This is a genomic window from Buttiauxella sp. AC038 (assembly GCF_979253565.1).
Map to the genome: position 1 here is coordinate 3,487,183 of NZ_CEEDCQ010000001.1, position 20,824 is coordinate 3,508,006.

Consider the following 20,824-nt stretch of genomic DNA (forward strand, 5'->3'; position numbering starts at 1 on the left):
AAATTTAACGAATTAGCAATAGCTATACAATATAGCCTGTGCTATATCTGTATGTAATGCAGTCAGCCTTTAAAGGATCTAAGGGCAGCAGATGTTAAGAGGAGGAAAAAATGAACGAATTTAAGAGGTGTATGAGCGTGTTTACACATTCCCCGTTTCAAGTGCGGCTAATGCTGCTCAATATGTTGTGTGATTGGGTTTCCGGGAAACCACAGCAGGGCGAAAAACCGAAGTCGTAGGCAGTCGCCCTGCCTTCTTCTCCTTCAGTCTCTCTGAATGGTTTCTTTCGCCTGTTTGTCATTTTTCATTTAAATAGATTCAGTGAGTATCCCGCGTTTTCGGGCTTTAACCCTATCATTTGTCGGATTTGTTACCGGCTTCGCAAAACACATTTCGCTTATCAGTTGATCTTCTTATCGTACCGCTCTATCTTCTTGCAGCCCTGAACATGAAGCGGCCCGCAGATGCGGTCCAGTTTCCTTTCTTTTCCGTCTGTCAGGCAGGTTCTTACCCTCGTCGCCAGGGTTTTCGCATGGCGTTTAGTAGATCTCGATAAACATGAATTTAACGGTTAAAGATACCCTGACGACCCGCGCAATTGCGCTCAATCCGTGGACTGGCTTTTATTTCCTGCAGTCATTACTGATTAACTTCGCACTCGGTTATGAATTTAGCATTCTCTACGCAGTCGCATTTAGTTGCGTATTAATGCTGCTGTGGCGCAGCGCGCCCAAATTACAAAAAGGTTTGCTGGCGATTTGCAGCCTGATTGCTGCAATGTATTTCCCTTTTGGTCAGGCCTACGGCTCGCCGAACTTTAATACCCTGCTTGCCCTGCATTCGACCAACTTCGAAGAATCCACGGAATTGATGACTATTTTCCCGTGGTACAGCTATTTGGTGTCGGTGTTTATTCTGGTGCTCGGTGTTATCGCCGTGCGGCGCAAAGTCACACCGAAAAAAAGATCATGGTGCCATTTCGACAGTTTATGTCTGGTGGTGAGCGTGGTCTGCTTCTTTGTCGCACCAGTACAAAACCTGGCTTACGGTGGCGTGTTCAAAATCAAAGACTCTGGTTATCCAGTATTCCGCTTTGTTAAAGATGTGGTGGTTAATAACCAGGAAGTCATTGACGAACAAACTCGTATGCAGGCCTTCTCACAAATGAAGGACACCTGGAATGTGCTGGCGGTTAAACCAAAGTACCAAATTTATGTAGTGGTGATTGGTGAAAGCGCGCGTCGCGATGCGTTAGGTGCATTCGGCGGTCACTGGGATAACACCCCGTTCGCAAGCAAGGTGAATGGCAATATCTTCATGGATTATGTATCGGCCAGTGGTTCCACACAGAAATCGCTGGGCATGACGCTTAACCGCGTCATTGATGGCAAACCGCAATATCAGGACAACATTATTACGCTGGCAAACCGTGCTGGTTTCCAGACCTGGTGGTTCTCAAACCAGGGGCAAATTGGTGAATACGACACTGCCATCGCCAGCATCGCCAAGCGAGCTGATGAAGTACAGTTCCTGAAAAGTGGGGATTTTGAAGCGGATAAAAACACCCGTGACGAAGCGCTGCTTAAGATGACGGCACAAGTATTTGCCACCCCGCGCACCACTCCACAGCTGATTGTGTTGCATTTGATGGGTTCACATCCCCAGGCTTGCGACCGTACTCAGGGTAAATATAAAGATTTCGTTCAGTCGAAAGAGACCTCTTGTTATATCTACAGCATGACGCAAACCGACGACCTGCTAAAGCAACTCTATCAGCAGCTGCAAAATAGCGGTGAAAGTTTCTCGATGGCTTACTTCTCCGATCACGGTCTTGCCATCAAAGAACGCGGCACCAAGGTGCAATATCTGGCGCATGATGATGAGTTCCAGCAAAACTTCCAGGTGCCGTTTATGGTGCTATCAAGTGATGATAAAGAACATCGCCAGATAAAAGCACGGCGTTCAGCGAACGATTTCCTGAATTTCTTCTCAGCCTGGACGGGGATTAAAACCAAAGAGTTAACGCCAAAGTATAAGTTCATTTCTGAGCAGAATGCGGGGCCTGTCTACATCACCAACTTTAAGCTTAAGAAGGTGGACTATACTCATTTGCAGACGGATGTGTTTGAAACTAAAACGCGCTAACTCAAATTGCAGAGATAAAAAAATCCGCCACTATGGGCGGATTTTTATTTTCACTAGTTAAAGTGAAATTAGAAGCGGTAACCCACGCCTGCGATCCAGGTGCCAACATCAACATTACGGATGCGGCTCTGCTCGTAGGAAACGTCCAGAGCAACGTTTTCAATTGGGTTGAACTGCATACCTGCGCCGTAGGAGAAACCGTAGTCGCTGGTGTTTGTATCAGTTGCGCCAGTAGTCTGGAATTTACCGTAACCAACACCAACTACACCGTAGATGCTTGCCCAATCGTTGATGCGGTAAGCTGGACCAGCAGTGATGCCGTAGTATTGTGATTTGTTATAAACGTCAGCTTCGCTACGGTTTTTCTCGGTGTAAGTGAAAGAACCGATGTAACCCAGCGGGGTGTCGTTTTCATAACGGTATTTCAGGTTGAAACCGCCAGCTTTGTTAGCTTTGCCCTGCATATCGCTTTGTGCGTAGCCACCAGTTACGGTGCTAGCTGCAGATGCGGTACCAACGGAAACGGCCAGAACACAAGCCAGTGCTGAAAGACATGCAATTTTTTTCATAATCCACCTCAAATGTGCTTCAAGTAACTTCTAAGTTTTTAATATATCAAAATTGTGTAAGAAACTCTGCGACATTTACGTTGTCTAACGATTCCTTTCCTGTAACAGAACATTTCCATTACATCGTAGTCCCTTCAATTTGCAGCGCTTTTAACCAAAAACGCGCTAATTATTGGCATGAATCGCAACATCGTCATCCAGATAATTCTTAAACTCACCTGAACAAAACTTACGCAATCAGGCTGTTATGGTACTGCATTAGCCAATTATTTTTTTCAATGAATTCTCAACCAGCCATAACTTATTCATTTACACTGGGGTTACTTTTATTTTCTTGACCGAATTAGACACTGACTGACAGGAAGCAGGATGCCGCTATCGCCACGTAAAACCCCAGTTTGGTTACCCATCGTCGTTCTTTTAATTGCTATGACCTCAATTCAAAGTGGCGCTTCACTTGCGAAATCTTTGTTCCCATTGGTTGGTGCGCCAGGTGTTACAGCACTGCGTCTTGCGTTGGGTACGCTAATTTTGGTGGTGATTTTCAAACCATGGCGTTTGCGTTTTAAAGCAGAGCAACGTTTCCCCTTGCTGATGTATGGCCTGGCTCTTGGTGGAATGAACTACCTCTTCTATTTATCTATTCAGACTGTTCCCTTGGGTATTGCCGTCGCCCTGGAGTTCACCGGCCCGCTTGCCGTAGCGTTGTTTGCTTCGCGCCGTGCCGTTGATTATGTCTGGGTAATTCTTGCGGTGTTGGGTTTGTGGTTCCTGCTGCCGCTCGGGCAGTCGATTTCGAGCGTTGATTTAGCGGGGGCCGCTTTTGCTTTGGGTGCAGGTGCTTGCTGGGCGATTTACATTCTATTTGGCCAAAAAGCGGGGGCCGATCACGGCCCGGCAACAGTGGCTTTCGGGTCGTTAATCGCGGCTGTTATTTTTGTCCCAATTGGCGCCTGGCAGGCGGGTGAAGCGCTTTGGCACTGGTCACTAATACCGCTCGGTCTGGGTGTCGCGATTTTATCGACGGCTCTGCCCTACTCTCTGGAAATGATCGCTCTTACACGCTTACCGACACGCACTTTTGGTACGTTGATGAGCATGGAGCCTGGACTTGCGGCGCTGTCTGGCATGCTGTTCCTTGGTGAACATCTGACGCTTGTACAATGGCTTGCACTACTGTCAATTATCGCAGCGTCCATCGGTTCAACACTGACCATCAAACGTGAAGCTCAGATTACCAGCGTTGACGTAAATTAATTACCCATATTATCTACCGTGGTTATTGTGACCACGGTAAATATTCTCCCGCGATCAAGTATTAATATTTAGACTTATTCTTAGATACAAACAAAAATTATTCCCATTTAATAATCACGCTTTGTTTATTTAAGTAACGCCTCGCAACAATAAATTTAAAATACAATACTAACAATCAGTTACTAAAATCCATCCTGAAAATGCTATTTGTCTGATAGGTATAACTTGCTCCATTAAAATCAAAATCCGGTGCTATACTTATTTCCGGTAATTCAATTAGACATAACATCAAGAGGAAGAAAGATTATGACTACCGCTAAACTGGTAAAAACCAAATCTACTAACCTACTGCATACCCGTAATGATGTTGCAGACAGCGAAAAGAAAGCTACCGTTGAGCTGCTTAATCGCCAGGTCATTCAGTTCATTGATTTGTCGTTAATTACCAAGCAAGCGCACTGGAACATGCGTGGTGCTAACTTTATTGCCGTTCATGAAATGCTCGACGGCTTCCGTACAGCACTCACAGACCACCTTGATACCATGGCAGAACGCGCTGTTCAGCTCGGTGGTGTCGCACTGGGTACCACACAGGTCATTAACAGCAAAACCCCGCTGAAGAGCTATCCGCTGGATATTCACAGCGTGCAAGATCACCTGAAAGAGTTGGCTGACCGTTACGCGATTGTGGCAAACGATGTGCGTAAGGCAATTAGTGAAGCGAAAGACGAAGATACTGCCGATATTCTGACTGCCGCATCGCGCGATTTGGATAAGTTCCTGTGGTTTATCGAGTCAAATATCGAATAATTGCTAGCAGTTTGTTACTCCATCCTCCTTTTTCAGGGAGGATGGTTGCACTATTTTAGCGCATGAAATTGTTTATCCCTGCCGCATAAGTTACTCAATTGTAATAATCACTTCACACAATCGTTAACGGGCGATTGTTTTGCCGCCTTAATATGCGGTAAAACTACACTTCGCCCTCTCGCAATACTTCACGCACCATAATTGGGCACCATTACGGTGCGCTGCAACCCGCTTGCAACCCTTATTGTGCAATGTTACATATTCACATCCTTGCAAAAACAGTAGGTTGAAAACCTGGCATGATTTTTCCATGTTGCGGCTTACTGATGCAGGGGATTGCCCCATGGATAAACAAGGAAATGCTATGAAGTCGATTTTGAAAGTTTCACTGGCTGCACTCACCCTGGCTTTTGCGGTTTCTTCCCACGCTGCTGAGAAGCAACTGGTCGTTGCGACCGACACCGCATTCGTTCCTTTCGAATTTAAACAAGGCGACAAATACGTCGGTTTTGATATCGATTTATGGGATGCAGTAGCAAAAGAATTAAAACTTGATTACACCCTCAAGCCAATGGATTTCAGCGGCATCATTCCTGCGCTGCAAACTAAAAATATTGACCTGGCGCTGGCGGGTATCACCATCACTGAAGAACGTAAAAAAGCGATCGAATTCTCTGACGGCTACTACAAAAGCGGCCTGTTAGTGATGGTTAAAGCTGACAACAACACTGTTAAAAGCGTCAAAGATCTCGACGGTAAAGTGGTTGCAGTTAAGGGCGGCACCGGTTCTGTTGATTACGCGAAAGCCAATATCAAAACTAAAGACCTGCGTCAATTCCCGAACATCGACAACGCATATATGGAACTGGGCACCAACCGTGCTGATGCAGTTCTGCATGACACGCCAAACATCCTGTACTTCATCAAAACTGCAGGCCAGGGCAAATTCAAAGCTGTTGGTGAGTCTCTGGAAGCACAGCAATATGGTATCGCCTTCCCTAAAGGCAGCGACGACCTGCGTGTGAAAGTTAACGGTGCATTGAAAACGCTGAAAGAGAATGGCAAGTACAACGAAATCTACAAAAAATGGTTCGGCACTGAGCCAAAATAATAATTCTAAAGTTTTATGAGTAACTCAGGGGCGACCATTTTCGCCCCTGCTATTTTTGAACCACGGTACACAATAGGAATTAATCATGGAGTTCGACTGGAGTGCCATTTGGCCTGCAATCCCGCTTTTGATTGAAGGCGCCAAAATGACTTTGCTGATTTCGGTCATCGGGTTGTTTGGCGGTCTGATAATTGGTCTGGTCGCCGGTTTCGCCCGTACTTACGGCGGCTGGATTGCTAACCACATCGCATTAGTCTTTATTGAAGTGATTCGCGGTACGCCGATTGTCGTGCAGGTGATGTTCATCTACTTCGCCTTGCCAATGGCGATCCCTGACCTGCGCATCGATCCGTTCAGCGCAGCCGTCGTCACCATTATGATCAACTCCGGCGCATACATTGCGGAAATTACCCGTGGTGCGGTGCTGTCGATTCATAAAGGTTTTCAGGAAGCGGGTCTGGCTCTCGGCCTATCTAAGCGCGAAACCATTCGCCACGTGATTATGCCGCTGGCGCTGCGCCGTATGCTGCCGCCATTGGGTAACCAGTGGATTATCAGCATTAAAGATACCTCGCTGTTCATCGTTATCGGTGTAGCTGAGCTGACCCGTCAGGGGCAAGAAATCATTGCCGGGAACTTCCGTGCGCTGGAGATCTGGAGCGCCGTTGCGGTCTTCTATCTGATTATTACTTTGGTGCTGAGCTTCGTGCTGCGTCGCCTTGAAAGAAGGATGAAAATCCTATGATTGAATTTAAAAACGTCTCTAAGCACTTTGGCAAAACCCAGGTGCTACATAACATCGATCTCGATATCAAACAGGGCGAAGTGGTTGTCATTATCGGGCCGTCAGGCTCAGGTAAATCTACGCTGCTGCGTTGCATCAACAAACTTGAAGACATCACTAGCGGTGACCTGTTTGTTGATGGCCTTAAGGTCAACGATCCGAAAGTTGATGAGCGCCTGATTCGTCAGGAAGCAGGAATGGTGTTCCAACAGTTCTACCTGTTCCCACACCTGACTGCGCTTGAAAACGTCGCCTTTGGCCCGATTCGTGTGCGTGGCTTAAGTAAAGATGCCGCCGATAAACTGGCGAAAGAGTTGCTGGCAAAAGTGGGTCTCGCAGAGCGTGCACATCACTATCCATCAGAGCTTTCCGGTGGACAGCAACAGCGTGTAGCGATTGCTCGTGCGCTGGCAGTTAAGCCAAAAATGATGCTGTTTGATGAGCCAACCTCAGCCCTTGACCCTGAACTTCGCCACGAAGTGTTGAAGGTTATGCAGGATCTGGCTGAAGAAGGTATGACGATGGTTATCGTGACTCACGAAGTGGGCTTTGCCGCCAAAGTTGCCTCACGCCTGATCTTCATTGATAAAGGCCGCATCGCTGAGGATGGCAATCCGCAAGAGCTGATTGATAACCCGCCAAGCCAGCGTTTGCAGGAATTCTTGCAGCACGTTTCCTGAGTTTTCTCCCTCACCCTACCCCTCTCCCCCAGGAGAGGGCCGGGGTGAGGGGCGACCCTCCAGATAATTCCTGTTTTCCCAACCACAAACCCCCGCGCTCTATACTTATTCCTTTGTCTGACTTTTCAGTTCGGAGGAACGCCGTGCCGCTACTCTTGCTACTGCTGTGCATGTTTAGCTTTCAAACGCAGGCCGTCACTCTACCGGCTGCGGCAGTTGCTGCGTCTGCTCAACAGAACGCGACCACCCCGCCCGCTGAACCCAATCTCGAAGAAAAAAAGAGAGCCTATTCAGCCCTGGCCGATGTGCTGGATAACTCGCAGTCGCGTGATGAACTGATTGGGCAATTGCGCAAAGTGGCCGCCACGCCACCACCTGAACCGGTGCCCGCTATCGTTCCACCAGAACAACTGAGTGAAGACAAAACCGTTCTCGAAAATGTGACCGATGTAAGCCGCTATTACGGCGGTGAGCTTGCCCAACGCTTCGCTCAGCTGCATCGCAATATCGCAGGCGCCCCGCACAAAACATTTAACCCGCAAACTTTTTATAACGCCCTGACCCACTTTACGATGCTGGTTGTCTCGGTCTTTGCCTTTTACCTACTGATTCGCGCCTGCATGACGCCAGTCTGGGCGCGTATGGGGAAATGGGGCCGCAAAAAGAATCGCGACCGCTCAAGCTGGTTCCATCTGCCGCTCATGATCATCGGCGCGTTTATTATTGATTTGTTATTACTGGCGCTGACTCTTTTCGTAGGGCAAATATTTAGCGACATGATGAACGCGGGCAATCGCACCATCGCCCGTCAGCAAGGGCTGTTTCTGAATGCTTTTGCGCTGATCGAGTTCTTTAAAGCGACGCTGCGTTTGATTTTCTGCCCACGCTTCCCCGACCTGCGGCCATTCCCGGTGACCGACCAAAGCGCAAAATACTGGAATATTCGCCTCGCGGGCTTAAGCAGCCTGATTGGTTACGGCATTCTGGTCGCGGTGCCGATTATCTCCAACCAGGTGAATGTGCAGGCAGGTGCAATCGCCAATGTGGGGATCATGCTGTGCATCACGCTCTGGGCGCTGTATCTGATTTTCCATAATAAACGCCAGATCCAACAAAACCTGATCCAGTTGGCCGACCGCTCAATGGCGTTTTTTAGTCTGTTTATTCGAGCCTTCGCGCTGGTGTGGCACTGGCTGGCAAGTGCCTACTTTGTAGCGTTGTTTTTCTTTTCGTTATTCGATCCGGGAAACAGCCTGAAATGGATGATGGCGGCGTCACTTCATAGCCTCGCCATTATCAGCATCGCCGCCTTTGTCTCTGGCATGCTTTCGCGCTGGCTGGCGAAAACCATCACGCTGTCACCACAAGTGCAGCGCAACTACCCTGAGCTGCAAAAACGCCTCAACGGCTGGATATCTGCCTCGCTGAAACTGGCGCGAGTGCTGACGGTTTGCGTGGCGGTAATGTTGCTGCTCAACGCCTGGGGGCTGTTTGATTTCTGGGCGTGGATTGCCAACGATACCGGTGAGAAAACTATCGATATTATGATTCGTATCGTGCTCATCTTACTGTTTTCAGCCGTTGGCTGGACATTGCTGGCAAGCCTGATTGAAAACCGTCTGGCGTCGGATATTCATGGCCGCCCGATGCCCAGCGCGCGTACCCGCACGCTGTTAACCCTGTTCCGCAACGCTCTGGCGGTGGTTATCAGCACCATCACTATCATGATTTTGCTTTCAGAGATTGGAGTGAATATTGCCCCATTACTAGCCGGGGCTGGCGCATTGGGTTTAGCCATCAGTTTCGGTGCGCAAACCCTGGTGAAAGATATTATTACCGGCGTCTTCATACAGTTTGAAAATGGGATGAATACCGGTGACTTAGTCACCATCGGGCCGATTACCGGTTCCGTTGAACGTATGTCAATTCGCTCCGTAGGCGTGCGCCAGGATACCGGTGCTTATCACATCATTCCGTGGTCCTCGATAACCACCTTCGCCAACTTTGTGCGAGGTATCGGTTCGTTTGTCGCGAACTATGATGTCGACAGGCAAGAAGATGTCGATAAAGCCAATCGTATTTTGAAAGAAGCCGTTGATGAGCTGATGAAGCAGGATGAGATTCGTATGCTGGTGATTGGAGAGCCGTCATTTGCGGGTATTGTCGGGCTGACCAACCAGGCCTTTACGGTGCGCGTATCGTTTACCACCCAACCACTGAAACAGTGGACGGTAAGATTCGCGTTAGATGGGATGGTGAAAAAGCACTTCGATGCGGCGGGGGTTCGCCCGCCCGTGCAAACCGTGCAGGTGAAACAGCCTGGCGGCGATGCTGCTCAGGCGCTTCAGGAGTCACAGGCAGCGGCGGGGATGCTGCCGCCTGCCAACCCTACAATTTGACTACTTGTAACGCGTAGCAGCCCAACGAGCGCGTTGTGCGTCATTCATAAAGGTCCAGGCGACGAAGCGGCTTTGCTTCTGACCCTGGGCCATCTCTTTCTTCACGACTTTCTCAACACCTGCTTCCTGCAACGCACGATAAATCAACGGCAGGTTTTCGCCGCGAGAAACCAGCGAGGTGAACCATTGAACCTGGCGAGCAAATGCTTTGCTTTCTTCAACCATCTGATTGACGAATGCCACTTCGCCGCCTTCACACCACAGCTCTTGCTCGCGGCCACCAAAGTTCAGCGCGCCATCTTTAGCCTGGCCAAGGTTGACGCGTTTACGTTCGCTGCCACTGCGTGCCGCCTGCGCGGAATCGTGGAACGGCGGGTTACACAATGTGGCATCAAACATTTCATTTTTATGAATCACACCTGGCAAAATGGCGCCTGGGGTTTTCTGGCGACGCAAACGAATCAGGCGTGTAAGCCCTGGGTTGGCATCAATAATTGCCGTTGAATTGGTCAGCGCTTCAGGATCCACATCTGTTCCGGTGAAACGCCAGCCGTATTCGTGTTGACCAATCAGCGGATAAATACAGTTTGCGCCAACACCCACGTCCAGCACTGAAGCCTGAGAAGGCACCACACCGCCATTACTGTCAGCCAGCAAATCAGCCAGATGGTGAATGTAATCAGCACGGCCTGGAACGGGAGGGCAAAGAAAACCTTCAGGAATATCCCACTGTTTCACACCATAGAAATGCGCCAGCAGCGCCTGATTAAGCGCTTTCACCGCCAGAGGATCGGCAAAATCAACCGTGGTTTCACCGTGAGGGCCTGGGCGTAAAAACGCGCCGAGTGCCGGGCTGCTTTGTGTCAGCGCGGGGAAATCATAACGGTCACGGTGACGGTTGCGTGGGTGCAAACCTGGTTTAATGGTGGCAGGGGTTTTCATTGCGGCTTCTCCTTGTGTGGGCGCGTAAGATACTCTGTGAACCCTGCGGGGTAAATACACCGCGTGATTTTCGCCTGAGATAAATCAACATAAGGTGCACTATGTCTAAACGCTATTACTACGAACCTGCCGATGGGCACGGTTTGCCACATGACCCGCTTAACGCCATTATCGGCCCACGCCCTATCGGCTGGATTGCTTCATACAACCAGCAGGGCGTGCGCAATCTTGCACCGTACAGTTTCTTTAACTGTTTTAATTATCGTCCACCGATTATCGGTTTTGCCAGCAGCGGCTGGAAAGACAGCGTGCGCAATATCGTTGAGACAAAAGAGTTCGTCTGGAACCTCGCCACGCGTGAACTGGCAGAGCAGATGAATGAAACTTCTGCCTCAGTACCCCACGGTGAAGATGAGTTTCTCCGCGCAGGGCTAACCGCCGTTGCAGGGCGTAAAGTCAAAGCAAGCCTCGTTGCCGAAAGCCCGGTCAACTTTGAATGCCGTTTGTCGCAGTGCATTCAGCTTACAACTGCCGACGGTACGGCAATTGATACCTGGCTGGTACTTGGTGAAGTGGTCGCGGTTCATATTGATGAATCACTGCTTAAAGATGGCATTTACCAGACCGCGCTGGCAAAACCCGTGCTACGAGCGGGCGGACCATCAGCTTATTACACGATTGATGAGACTCACCGCTTCGATATGATTCGCCCTGACGCACGATAAAATCAGCAAAATCATGAACCTGTATCTCACTGATCTGTAAGTATTTCGTCAAGTTTTGTTGTTCAAAAAACAAGCACAAGTCCATCAGTTTTTTGCGGCTATTGTTTACCACATTGCACCTACACTTTTAGTGCCGATGGTTTTTAAATCGGCCCCCAAAAGCGATGAGGATGTGATTATGAAAAAATTTCTGTATTTTTCTGCGGTTGTCACCCTTGCGGCATTACCGTTTGCAACCATGGCAGCCCAGGAATTGTCTGCGGGAAACACTGGTCAGCTTCGCCCCGCAGGAACAGTCACTGTTACCGGTGCAAGCAACCTTGACGATCTACAAACCAAGCTTGGAGAGAAAGCGAAAGAAGAAGGGGCAAAAGGCTTTGTTGTTAACTCAGCTAGCGGTCAAAATAAGATGTTTGGTAGCGCAACTATTTATAAATAGCCCCAAACGATTATCTCCGGGATATGTTCAATAACGGTTTCCTTTACAGGAAGCCGTTATTATTTTAGTGCAATTACTATTCGCCTTTCCCCAGCCATTAATAAATACACAACTATTTCCGAGCATTCCATTCGAGCATTCCTTGCTTTTGGACGATAATCACACACCCTCACAAATACCATTTCATTGTAATTATTAGCATGCTTAATAAATTAATGCGTCAGAACACAAAAACAGGATTATTCGCATATAAAAATCAAAAGTGTGAAGTCAGTCCTTCATAGATATCGGACAAATACAATAAGCTGTCATACAGCAATGCATGTAACGACTACATTCATCATTTCAATTTTGCAGGGAGCTATTTGTTATGAAATTGTCATCATTATCTCGCCATCTACTGGGTGCTTCATTATTAACACTGTGCGCTAGTGGCGCTATTGCCGCTGAAAAAGTGACCTTAAAACTCGCTCACAACCTGGACCGCAGCCATGTCGTCCATCAAGCTTTTGAAGAAATGGCAAAAGAGGTCCAACAGCTTTCAAACGGCAATATGCGCGTTCGGATATATCCAAGTAGCCAAATGGGCAGCGCCCGAGAAACTCTGGAACTGTTACAGAACGGCGCTTTGGATATGACCAAAGGTTCAGCAAGCGATCTGGAATCATTCGATAATACTTACGCGATTTATAATTTACCGTACCTCTTTAAAGACCAGGCACATTTTAATCGAGTGGTCTTCGGTGAAGTCGGAAAAGAAATTATGGAATCGACCAAGGAGAAAGGTTTCTTTGCTATTTCCGCATATGTTGCCGGCACGCGTAGTTTCTATGCAAAAAAACCTATTACCAAACCAGAAGATTTAAAAGGGCTGAAAATTCGTGTTCAGGCGAGTCCAACCACACTGAAAATGGTTGAGTTAATGGGCGGCTCCCCGACACCAATTTCATTTGGCGAAGTGTACACCGCTATGCAACAAGGCGTTGTCGATGGCGCAGAAAATAACGTGCCATCATGGGTTCAGACCCGTCATATTGAAATTGCCAAAGTGTTTTCTGAAGACGAACATACCTCCATTCCGGACTTCCTGGTGATCTCCACCAAAACCTGGAACAAACTCACGCCAGACCAGCAGCAAATTCTGATGAAAGCCGCCAAAGATTCAGAAGCCTATCAGCAAAAACTTTGGGAAAAAGTGGACAGCGATTCACGTGCTCAGGCCAAAGCCATGGGTGCCACCATCATCAGTGTCGATAAAGCCCCGTTCCGTGCCGTTGTGAAGCCGCTGTATGACGACTTTGCGAAAGATCCGAAACAGGCTGCGCTGCTCGAGAAATTTGAAGCCGCCGCACAATAACCCTTAAGTTTTTAGTTTGAACATGTCGGGCGTGCAGTAAGCGCCCGGCATAACCAAAAGCTCGTTTTCAGGTAAACCAAAATGATACTTAAGCCCATAAAGCTTGCGGTAGACCGGACTATTGCCACTTTTTCAGTGTTGGTGATGATAGCCCTGGTGGTATGCGTAGTCTGGCAAGTTTTTAGCCGTTATGTCCTCAGCCAACCCAGCACACTGACCGATGAACTCGCCCGTTTTCTGATGATTTGGGTCGGGTTATTAGGCGCGTCCTATACCGTGGGGGCGCAGCGCCATTTGTCCATCGATTTCCTCAACATGATGCTTCCTGATGGGAAAAAGCCACTGTTGAATATTCTTATCAATACCCTGATTTTGCTTTTTTCAGGTCTGGTAATTGTTAATGGCGGACTGAAACTGATTGATAAGACATTGGCGACCGCGCAACTTTCCGCCGCCATGCAAATTCCGATGGGATATGTCTACATCGTGCTGCCTTTGAGCGGAGCCATCATGATGTTTTATTCATTGTACTTTATCTGTAGCGACGTCCAGACATTAGCTGGCAAAGGGGTCAAATAATGGAAAGTTACATTGCCCTCACCCTCTTTGGTGCATTCTTCGTACTGGTATTTATTGGCCTACCAATCTCCTTCGCCATCGGTATTGCGACTGTTGCCTCGATGCTTCTGATGTTCCCGTGGGATGTTGCCATCATTACCGTGTCGCAACGCCTGGCAAACGGTCTGGATAGCTTCGCGCTGCTTGCAATTCCGTTCTTTATCTTTGCCGGAACACTGATGAACAGCGGCGGAATTGCGATACGCTTAATTAATCTGGCCCAGATTATGGTTGGCCGTGTGCCTGGATCATTAGGCCACGTGAATGTGTTAGCTAATATGATGTTCGGTTCCATTTCTGGCTCAGCGGTGGCAGCAGCCGCAGCTGTTGGCGGCACACTTTCGCCGATTCAGAAAAGAGAGGGTTACGATCCGGCATTTTCAACGGCAGTTAACGTTTCATCTTGTATTACCGGTTTGCTGATTCCACCTTCTAACGTGCTGATTGTTTTCTCGTTGACTGCCGGCGGCGTTTCAGTAGCATCACTGTTTATGGCAGGTTACCTGCCTGGCATCCTGATGGGTTTGTCTATCATGGTGGTATGCTGGATTATTGCTAAAAAACGCGGTTATCCGGTATCAGAACGCCCAACTTGCAAGCAAGCGGCGATAGCCTTCCTCGATGCTTTGCCAAGTTTATTGCTGGTCATTATTGTGATGGGCGGCATTCTCGGAGGTATTTTCACCGCTACAGAAGCATCGGCAATCGCGGTGGTTTACACCTTTGTGCTTTCGGTTCTTATCTACCGTGAAGTGAAATGGCGCGATTTACCTAAACTCATTCTTGATTCTGTCGTCACGACATCAATTGTGCTGTTACTGATTGGCTTCTCCGTCGGCATGTCCTGGGCGATGACCAACGCCGATATCCCGTACATGATTAGCGACACGCTAATGGGCATTTCAGATAATCCACTGATTATTCTGCTGCTTATCAACATTGTCCTGCTGATTGTCGGCATCTTTATGGACATGACCCCTGCGGTATTGATTTTCACACCAATCTTCCTGCCGATTGCCCAAGAGTTGGGTATGGACCCGGTTCATTTCGGTATCATGATGGTGGCAAACCTTTGTGTCGGGCTGTTGACGCCGCCAGTGGGTAGTGCGCTGTTTGTCGGTTGCTCTATCACTGGGGTTAAAATCCAGAACCTCATTAAACCGCTGTTACCCTTCTACGCTGCCCTATTCGTCTCACTGATGATGATTACCTATATCCCGGAAATTTCCTTGTTTATTCCTAAACTTCTGGGATTGATGTAATCGTACCTTCTGAAAGCGACTTACGGGTCGCTTTTACTCGTTAACCCAACATAAGCAATCACCTGATACTTTTATTAGTCATCTGTGAATTAACTCACTTTATTAGCCGCTAACAATGTCTACTGTATGCAGCACAAGAATTGTCTCTTGTGATGACTTACGGAGCGGTAACAATGAAAAACCTGATGGCCGCAATAGAAGCAAAGCTGATGCCACTTGCAGGGAAAATGGCGCAACAGCGCCACCTCGGTGCCATTCGCGATGCGTATATCTCGTTTATGCCTTTTATTATTGTCGGTTCAATACTGCTGGTTATTTCCTCTTTCCCAAGCACTGCCTATCAACAATTTATGGCGTCGATTTTTGGTGAGGGTTGGTCTGCAACTATCGAAATCCCGTTTAATGCCATCTTCTCGACTATGGCGGTGTTCATTAGTTTCCTGGTCGCTTATCGTTTGGCGGAGCGCTATGACATCGACAATATGTCCGCCGGGATTTTGTCTCTCTCCTGCTTCCTGATTCTTACCCCCTTCGCTAAAACCCCGGAAATTGGCAACCTAATTCCGATGGAATGGCTGGGTTCAAAGGGTTTGTTTGTCGCGATGCTCGGCGCGATTGCCAGCACTGAAATATTTGCGTGGATGCTAAGCCGCAACTGGGTGATTCGTATGCCGGATGGCGTGCCACCTGCGGTACAAAAATCGTTCGCGGCTTTGATTCCATCACTGCTGATTCTGGTGATTGCGCTCGCGATTCGCGTGCTGTTCGCCCGCACGGACTACCACACTATTCACCAGTTTGTTTACGAAGTGCTGGCTACACCAATTCGCCACTTCGGGACCTCTTATGTTGGCGCGTTGTTTACTTGCTTTAGCATTACCAGCCTGTGGTCAGTAGGGATTAACTCAGGATCGATGGTCAACGGCATCCTGCGTCCATTCTGGATGGAAAACCAAATAGAGAACCTGACCGCAACACAGGCAGGTTTGCTGCCTCCGCATGTGGTCACCGAGCAGTTCTACGACATGATTTGGATGGGCGGCGCGGGAGCCACCTTGTCTCTAGTGATTGCTATGCTGTTATTTGCCCACAGCCAGCATATTAAGAATGTTTCGCGTCTCGCTGCCGGTTCTTCCATTTTCAACATTAACGAGCCGGTACTGTTTGGCCTGCCGGTAATCATGAACCCGATAATGCTTATCCCATTCAACCTGGTACCGCTAGTGCTCGTGACGGTGCAATACATCACCATGTCGATTGGTTGGGTCGCCACCACCACCGGGGTATATATCCCGTGGACGCTGCCGCCTGTATTAAGCGGATTTATCGTTACAGGGCACCTCAGTGGCGCTGTTATTCAGCTCATCAATCTTTTGATTGGCGCCATCATCTACCTGCCGTTCCTTAAAGTCGTGGACAAGCAATACCGTGCAAATGAAACCCCGGAAATTTCTGTCACCACTAAACCCGCCACGGAGTAAGTAAAACATGACGTTATCGAAAAGTTGGGGCGTGATAGCGACCTGGCGTATGGCCTTGGAAGGAGTCAGTGAAGCCGCGCAGTTATTGCAAGGGAACAGCGACGCCAGTGGCGCTGCGGTTCGCGCAGTAACCTGCGTTGAAGATTACCCATTCTATAAATCAGTTGGTTACGGCGGTTTACCTAACGAACAAGGTGAAGTTGAACTGGACGCCGCGTTTATGGACGGTTCAACGCTCGCCATCGGCGCAGTTGCAAGTATCCGCGATATCGCTAACCCGATTCGGGTGGCACAAGCCTTAAGCCGCGAGCGTTTCAACAGTTTTATGGTCGGCGAAGGAGCGCAAACCTGGGCGCTCGCACAAGGTTTTGAGCGAAAAAACATGCTGACCGATCGCGCCCATCAGCATTACCTAAAGCGTAAACGTGAAACGCTGGATCGCGGCCTTAGCCCGTATACCGGCCACGATACCGTTGGCGTGATCACGCTCGATCAGAATCAACAGATGTGCGTCGCCACCTCAACCAGCGGGTTGTTTATGAAACGCCCAGGGCGCGTGGGTGACTCACCGGTTTCTGGTTCCGGTTTTTATGCCGACAGCCAGATTGGTGCCGCCACCGCCACTGGCCTTGGCGAAGACTTAATGAAAGGCTGTATCAGCTACGAAATCGTCAGCCGCATGGGGCGTGGAATGTCACCGCAACAGGCGGCTGAATCAGCAGTTTACGACCTCGAAAGCCAGTTGATTGCTCGCTATGGTCGCGCCGGTGATTTGTCGGTGGTGTGTATGAATAACCGTGGTGAATACGGTGCAGCCACGACCATTGATAACTTCTCGTTTTCCGTCGCCACGACAACACAAACGCCAGCGGTATTTTTGACGACACGCGAAGGAAAACACACGCTGATTCGCCCAGCAGACCAGGCGTGGCTTGAGGCCTATATCGAACGTATTACCGCCGAGGTGATCGTATGAAATGCCAGTTAACAACCCATACGCAATGTCCGACAGATGCGCATTTAATATTGTGGAAAACTCACGCCAATGCGTGGCCGCAAGCGCTGCGCCCGCTGCTTGATGAAATGGCGCTCTCCAGTGAATCGCAAACCACCACCTTCGGTTTAAGTAGCCTTTGCCAACAACTGACGCTTTTATCTTCAGCCGAGATTGAGCGTCCTGAAGTGTTGCGCCAGTTAACGGAATGCCTGAATACCCTTTTGCCTGTCCCGCCTTCATACCCTGTCGCCGTCGATATCTCAGGTTTTGACCTGAAAAACCATGTGGTTTTTGCACGCCTGCGCACCTTCCTGGTGGCAGTCATGAACCGTTTTTATCAGTTGCCGCAACTGGGATATCGCGCCCAGCAACCGCAAAGTCATGGGCAACTGTTATTACTGGTGGCAGAACACACTCCTCAATCTTCAGAACTGGCCGCGCAAACGCAGGCAGTTGCTCAAGGCATGCTTATTTCGCGCAAACTAGCCGACACTCCGGCAAATGACTGCCGCCCGCATGATGTGGCCCAACAAGCTGAAAAATGGGCGCGTGAGCATCCGCAAACGCACTGTGAAATCCATGATGAGAACACCATTCGCGAGCTCGGTATGGGTTGTCTTGATGCCACAGGAAAAGGCAGCGACAACCCGCCCCGGCTGGTGACGCTGCGCTGGCAAGGTGGCGCGGAAAACGCACCGTATTACGCGTTTGTCGGCAAAGGCATTACCTTCGATACTGGCGGGATGTGGCTGAAAGAAGGCGAAGGAATGCGCACCATGAAATACGATATGTGCGGTGCTGCCGTGGTGTTCGGGCTGATGGAAATCGTCAAAACGCTGCAACTTCCACTTAATGTCGTCGCCGTGATGGCACTGGCCGAAAACATGCCTGGCGTTAACGCCATGCTGCCAGGTGATGTGGTGAAATCGCACGCTGGTCATAGCGTCGAAATTATGAATACCGATGCCGAAGGTCGCCTCGTTTTGGCTGATGCACTGAGTTACGCTGCCACGCGCTTTAATCCGGCAGCGCTAATTGATGTCGCAACTCTGACCGGAGCGGTAGTCAAAGCCCTGGGTTATGACATCTCCGGGCTGATGAGTAATGATTCCCCCCTCAGCCACCAATTGCAGCAGGCAGCCGACTTAACGCAAGATCGAATCTGGCCGCTGCCGCTCGATGAAAGCTTTGATTCGCAAATCAAAAGCCATATTGCCGACTTCACAAATACACCGCCTAATAACGCAGCCATCGCAGTATCCGCCGCCCAATTCTTAAGTAAGTTTTGCCACCAGTCGCCGTGGGCGCATTTAGATGTCAGCGGCACTGCGTTGACCCGGGGTAAATTCACCCAGGCCAGCGGCCGCCCTGCTCTGTTACTGACGCAATTCTTACTCGACATCAGCAAAGGAAAGACAAATGAAAAAAATTCTACTGGTATGTGATTTAGGCATGTCGACCAGTCTGGTCGTCAAACGAATGCAGGAAGCGGCGGTGAAACGCCAGCTTGAAGTGGAGATTCAGGCGAAAGGAATGAGCGATTTTAAAAATGCGATTACTACTTTTGACTGCGCACTGCTTGGCCCGCAAATCGCCTATAAGCTCGCAGACTGCAAACAGATTGCCGCGCCGCTTAATAAGCGCGTGGAAACCATTAATATGATGGATTACGGCATGGTCAACGGGGAGAAAATCCTCGACCATGCGCTGAGCCTGATTAACTAACGAGTTTTTAGCCACGCAGCCGGGGTGAGATTCTTTAGTCGGCTGCGGATAATTCTCTTGTTCAGCAAATCTTCAAACTCCAGTAAAACCGCACCAAAACCCAAACGCTTATCATAACGCTCGCCGTTGAGTAACTTTTCCAGCGTTTGCGCCCATTCGCCGCTCGCCGCTCTTTCATGCCAGGCTTCCGGCTGGGCTTCATGCAGCGGGACGTCAAGTCTTTGCGCCAGTTCCTGCGTCAGCTTCGTTGAGCTGGCAGTCAACGATTTCACTTTTAACAGTAAACCCTGCTGCAAAAAACCGACCAGTGCATCAAGCGATTGCTGTTCGCCGCGTTCACGTAATGCCACCGCTAAAAAACCAGAAACCGGGCAGCTAAAGGCCAGCAACGCGCCATGTTTATGGCTAATGCTTTCAGGAAGCGAAAATACATCAAGGCGCAAATGCCCGACGGGTTGCTTTAAATCAGGTTTCGACAGACGGGATTGCTGCCAGTTTTGCAACGTACGGCTAACGCTTGCGCGGGAAATGCCATGCTGAACGAGTAACTGCGCGGCTTCCACAAGCTCATCGAGAGAAAGCGACAAACGCACACGCAGAAAGATCAGCATCGCTTCTTGTACGTGGCTCAGCGCACGATGAATGGTATTAGGCCGATGTGATTTGTCAAAACAGTCATCTCGCTTACGCCAACGCCTGACGGTATCGACAGATATATTCAGCTCCTCCGCCAGTTCACTGTCGGATTTATCAGATTTCTGAATGTACTTGCGAGTTCGCGGCGTGGTGGTGGCGTTGGAGTGCAGCTTAATCTCCATCTAACCTCTTCTGGTATCCGGTTAAGTAACGTCTTCATTATAAAAGCAAGTTAGCAGGCGAAAAGGGTAAATCCCAAATTAATAACAAAAACTACGCGCAAGCGATTGCACAACAGAGCTCACCAGTGATGGCAAAAAAAGTAGCAAAAGATGCGAAAAGCGAAGCGGGATTTGTGTCACATAAACATGGATGATAATTCGCGTGCTAATCATTACTCATTTCAATGAGTTAGCTTAGGTTCAAAAATTTTGAATAAGGTGGTCAATTCTATTCGATTTATTATTCTGCTCAAAAGTGTGACCATAATCACATCGACGGAACAACGTCACCTTAAACAGAATAACCTGCGAGAATTAATTATGAAAACCATCAAATATGCTGTAGCGGCCATCGCCCTTTCTACTCTCTCTTTCGGTGCTTTCGCTGCACAATCCATCAACCCATCTGAAGCTCAGAACTTAAATAAAGTGGGTGTGGTTTCAGCGGTTGGCGCAACAACACTGGATGGCCTGGAAGCAAAACTGGCTGCAAAAGCACAAGAAGCTGGTGCAAGTGCGTATTCCATCACTTCAGCTAACACTAACGGCAAAATGAGCGGTACTGCTGTTATCTACAAGTAAGACTGCTGTATTGCCCTGATACACCCTCATTTTGGAGCTCTGCTCCACCCTGTTTGACTCTGTTATGACCCTTGTTGCCCGCGA

At 49.0% G+C, this 20,824-nt stretch carries 21 protein-coding genes; 18 read left to right on the plus strand and 3 right to left on the minus strand.

Annotated elements, in window-relative coordinates; all coding sequences use genetic code 11:
• Positions 1-110: 110 nt before the first annotated feature.
• Positions 111-239: a manganase accumulation protein MntS gene (gene mntS, locus AC0IXI_RS16665; protein WP_034456469.1), complete on the plus strand. Its 129-nt coding sequence runs from the start codon at positions 111-113 to the stop codon at positions 237-239.
• Positions 240-558: 319 nt separating this feature from the next.
• Positions 559-2,145, plus strand: a complete 1,587-nt coding sequence (locus tag AC0IXI_RS16670; protein WP_064517360.1) for a phosphoethanolamine transferase — start codon at positions 559-561, stop codon at positions 2,143-2,145.
• 68 nt (positions 2,146-2,213) lie between these two features.
• Here AC0IXI_RS16670 and ompX read toward each other — a convergent pair whose 3' ends face one another.
• On the minus strand, positions 2,214-2,714 hold the full coding sequence (gene ompX, locus AC0IXI_RS16675) for an outer membrane protein OmpX (protein ID WP_064517357.1): 501 nt from the start codon (positions 2,712-2,714) through the stop codon (positions 2,214-2,216).
• A gap of 369 nt (positions 2,715-3,083) precedes the next feature.
• Between ompX and rhtA the strand changes: the two genes are divergently transcribed.
• The 6 genes from rhtA to ybiO all read left to right on the plus strand — a co-directional run bounded on the left by rhtA (position 3,084) and on the right by ybiO (position 9,755).
• A complete protein-coding gene (gene rhtA / locus AC0IXI_RS16680) occupies positions 3,084-3,971 on the plus strand; it encodes a threonine/homoserine exporter RhtA (RefSeq protein WP_413497925.1) in 888 nt (295 codons plus the stop codon).
• A 306-nt stretch (positions 3,972-4,277) separates the two neighbouring features.
• Positions 4,278-4,781, plus strand: coding sequence for a DNA starvation/stationary phase protection protein Dps (gene dps / locus AC0IXI_RS16685; protein ID WP_064517352.1), 504 nt, complete (start codon positions 4,278-4,280; stop codon positions 4,779-4,781).
• 364 nt (positions 4,782-5,145) lie between these two features.
• On the plus strand, positions 5,146-5,892 hold the full coding sequence (gene glnH, locus AC0IXI_RS16690) for a glutamine ABC transporter substrate-binding protein GlnH (RefSeq protein WP_064517672.1): 747 nt from the start codon (positions 5,146-5,148) through the stop codon (positions 5,890-5,892).
• 85 nt (positions 5,893-5,977) lie between these two features.
• Positions 5,978-6,637, plus strand: coding sequence for a glutamine ABC transporter permease GlnP (gene glnP, locus AC0IXI_RS16695; protein ID WP_034456474.1), 660 nt, complete (start codon positions 5,978-5,980; stop codon positions 6,635-6,637).
• Positions 6,634-7,356, plus strand: a complete 723-nt coding sequence (gene glnQ, locus AC0IXI_RS16700; RefSeq protein ID WP_064517349.1) for a glutamine ABC transporter ATP-binding protein GlnQ — start codon at positions 6,634-6,636, stop codon at positions 7,354-7,356. The genes glnP and glnQ overlap by 4 nt, the downstream gene beginning before the upstream one ends.
• Positions 7,357-7,499: 143 nt before the next feature.
• Positions 7,500-9,755, plus strand: a complete 2,256-nt coding sequence (gene ybiO, locus AC0IXI_RS16705; protein WP_471682804.1) for a mechanosensitive channel protein — start codon at positions 7,500-7,502, stop codon at positions 9,753-9,755.
• On the opposite strand, the gene rlmF is transcribed toward ybiO, so the two are convergent.
• The gene (rlmF, locus tag AC0IXI_RS16710; RefSeq protein ID WP_134183608.1) at positions 9,756-10,697 is read right to left on the minus strand and encodes a 23S rRNA (adenine(1618)-N(6))-methyltransferase RlmF; all 942 of its coding nucleotides are present in this window, start codon (positions 10,695-10,697) and stop codon (positions 9,756-9,758) included.
• Positions 10,698-10,798: 101 nt separating this feature from the next.
• Between rlmF and AC0IXI_RS16715 the strand changes: the two genes are divergently transcribed.
• The 9 genes from AC0IXI_RS16715 to AC0IXI_RS16755 all read left to right on the plus strand — a co-directional run bounded on the left by AC0IXI_RS16715 (position 10,799) and on the right by AC0IXI_RS16755 (position 19,301).
• A complete protein-coding gene (locus AC0IXI_RS16715; RefSeq protein ID WP_134183610.1) occupies positions 10,799-11,422 on the plus strand; it encodes a flavin reductase family protein in 624 nt (207 codons plus the stop codon).
• Positions 11,423-11,600: 178 nt separating this feature from the next.
• Positions 11,601-11,861, plus strand: coding sequence for a DUF1471 family periplasmic protein McbA (gene mcbA / locus AC0IXI_RS16720; RefSeq protein ID WP_034456479.1), 261 nt, complete (start codon positions 11,601-11,603; stop codon positions 11,859-11,861).
• Between the two features lie 370 nt (positions 11,862-12,231).
• Complete coding sequence (locus AC0IXI_RS16725) at positions 12,232-13,218, plus strand: TRAP transporter substrate-binding protein (RefSeq protein WP_064517336.1); 987 nt, start codon at positions 12,232-12,234, stop codon at positions 13,216-13,218.
• An 81-nt stretch (positions 13,219-13,299) separates the two neighbouring features.
• Positions 13,300-13,797 carry a TRAP transporter small permease gene (locus AC0IXI_RS16730; RefSeq protein WP_422568878.1) on the plus strand — a complete coding sequence of 166 codons (498 nt, stop codon included), beginning with the start codon at positions 13,300-13,302 and terminating at the stop codon, positions 13,795-13,797.
• Complete coding sequence (locus AC0IXI_RS16735; protein ID WP_064517329.1) at positions 13,797-15,098, plus strand: TRAP transporter large permease; 1,302 nt, start codon at positions 13,797-13,799, stop codon at positions 15,096-15,098. Before AC0IXI_RS16730 ends, AC0IXI_RS16735 begins: the two co-directional genes overlap by 1 nt.
• 173 nt (positions 15,099-15,271) lie before the next feature.
• Positions 15,272-16,579 (plus strand): PTS cellobiose transporter subunit IIC, encoded by a 1,308-nt coding sequence (gene celB / locus AC0IXI_RS16740; protein WP_471682805.1) that lies wholly within the window; start codon positions 15,272-15,274, stop codon positions 16,577-16,579.
• 7 nt (positions 16,580-16,586) lie between these two features.
• The gene (locus tag AC0IXI_RS16745) at positions 16,587-17,555 is read left to right on the plus strand and encodes a glycosylasparaginase (protein WP_422568880.1); all 969 of its coding nucleotides are present in this window, start codon (positions 16,587-16,589) and stop codon (positions 17,553-17,555) included.
• Positions 17,552-19,021, plus strand: coding sequence for a leucyl aminopeptidase (locus AC0IXI_RS16750; protein ID WP_471682806.1), 1,470 nt, complete (start codon positions 17,552-17,554; stop codon positions 19,019-19,021). Before AC0IXI_RS16745 ends, AC0IXI_RS16750 begins: the two co-directional genes overlap by 4 nt.
• The gene (locus AC0IXI_RS16755) at positions 18,996-19,301 is read left to right on the plus strand and encodes a PTS sugar transporter subunit IIB (protein ID WP_134183620.1); all 306 of its coding nucleotides are present in this window, start codon (positions 18,996-18,998) and stop codon (positions 19,299-19,301) included. The genes AC0IXI_RS16750 and AC0IXI_RS16755 overlap by 26 nt, the downstream gene beginning before the upstream one ends.
• Here AC0IXI_RS16755 and AC0IXI_RS16760 read toward each other — a convergent pair.
• Positions 19,298-20,119, minus strand: a complete 822-nt coding sequence (locus AC0IXI_RS16760; RefSeq protein WP_471682807.1) for a helix-turn-helix domain-containing protein — start codon at positions 20,117-20,119, stop codon at positions 19,298-19,300. The two genes, AC0IXI_RS16755 and AC0IXI_RS16760, sit on opposite strands and share 4 nt — an antisense overlap.
• Positions 20,120-20,479: 360 nt before the next feature.
• On the opposite strand from AC0IXI_RS16760, the gene ybiJ reads away from it, so the two are divergent.
• On the plus strand, positions 20,480-20,740 hold the full coding sequence (gene ybiJ, locus AC0IXI_RS16765; protein WP_034456483.1) for a DUF1471 family protein YbiJ: 261 nt from the start codon (positions 20,480-20,482) through the stop codon (positions 20,738-20,740).
• The last annotated feature ends 84 nt before the right edge of the window (positions 20,741-20,824 follow it).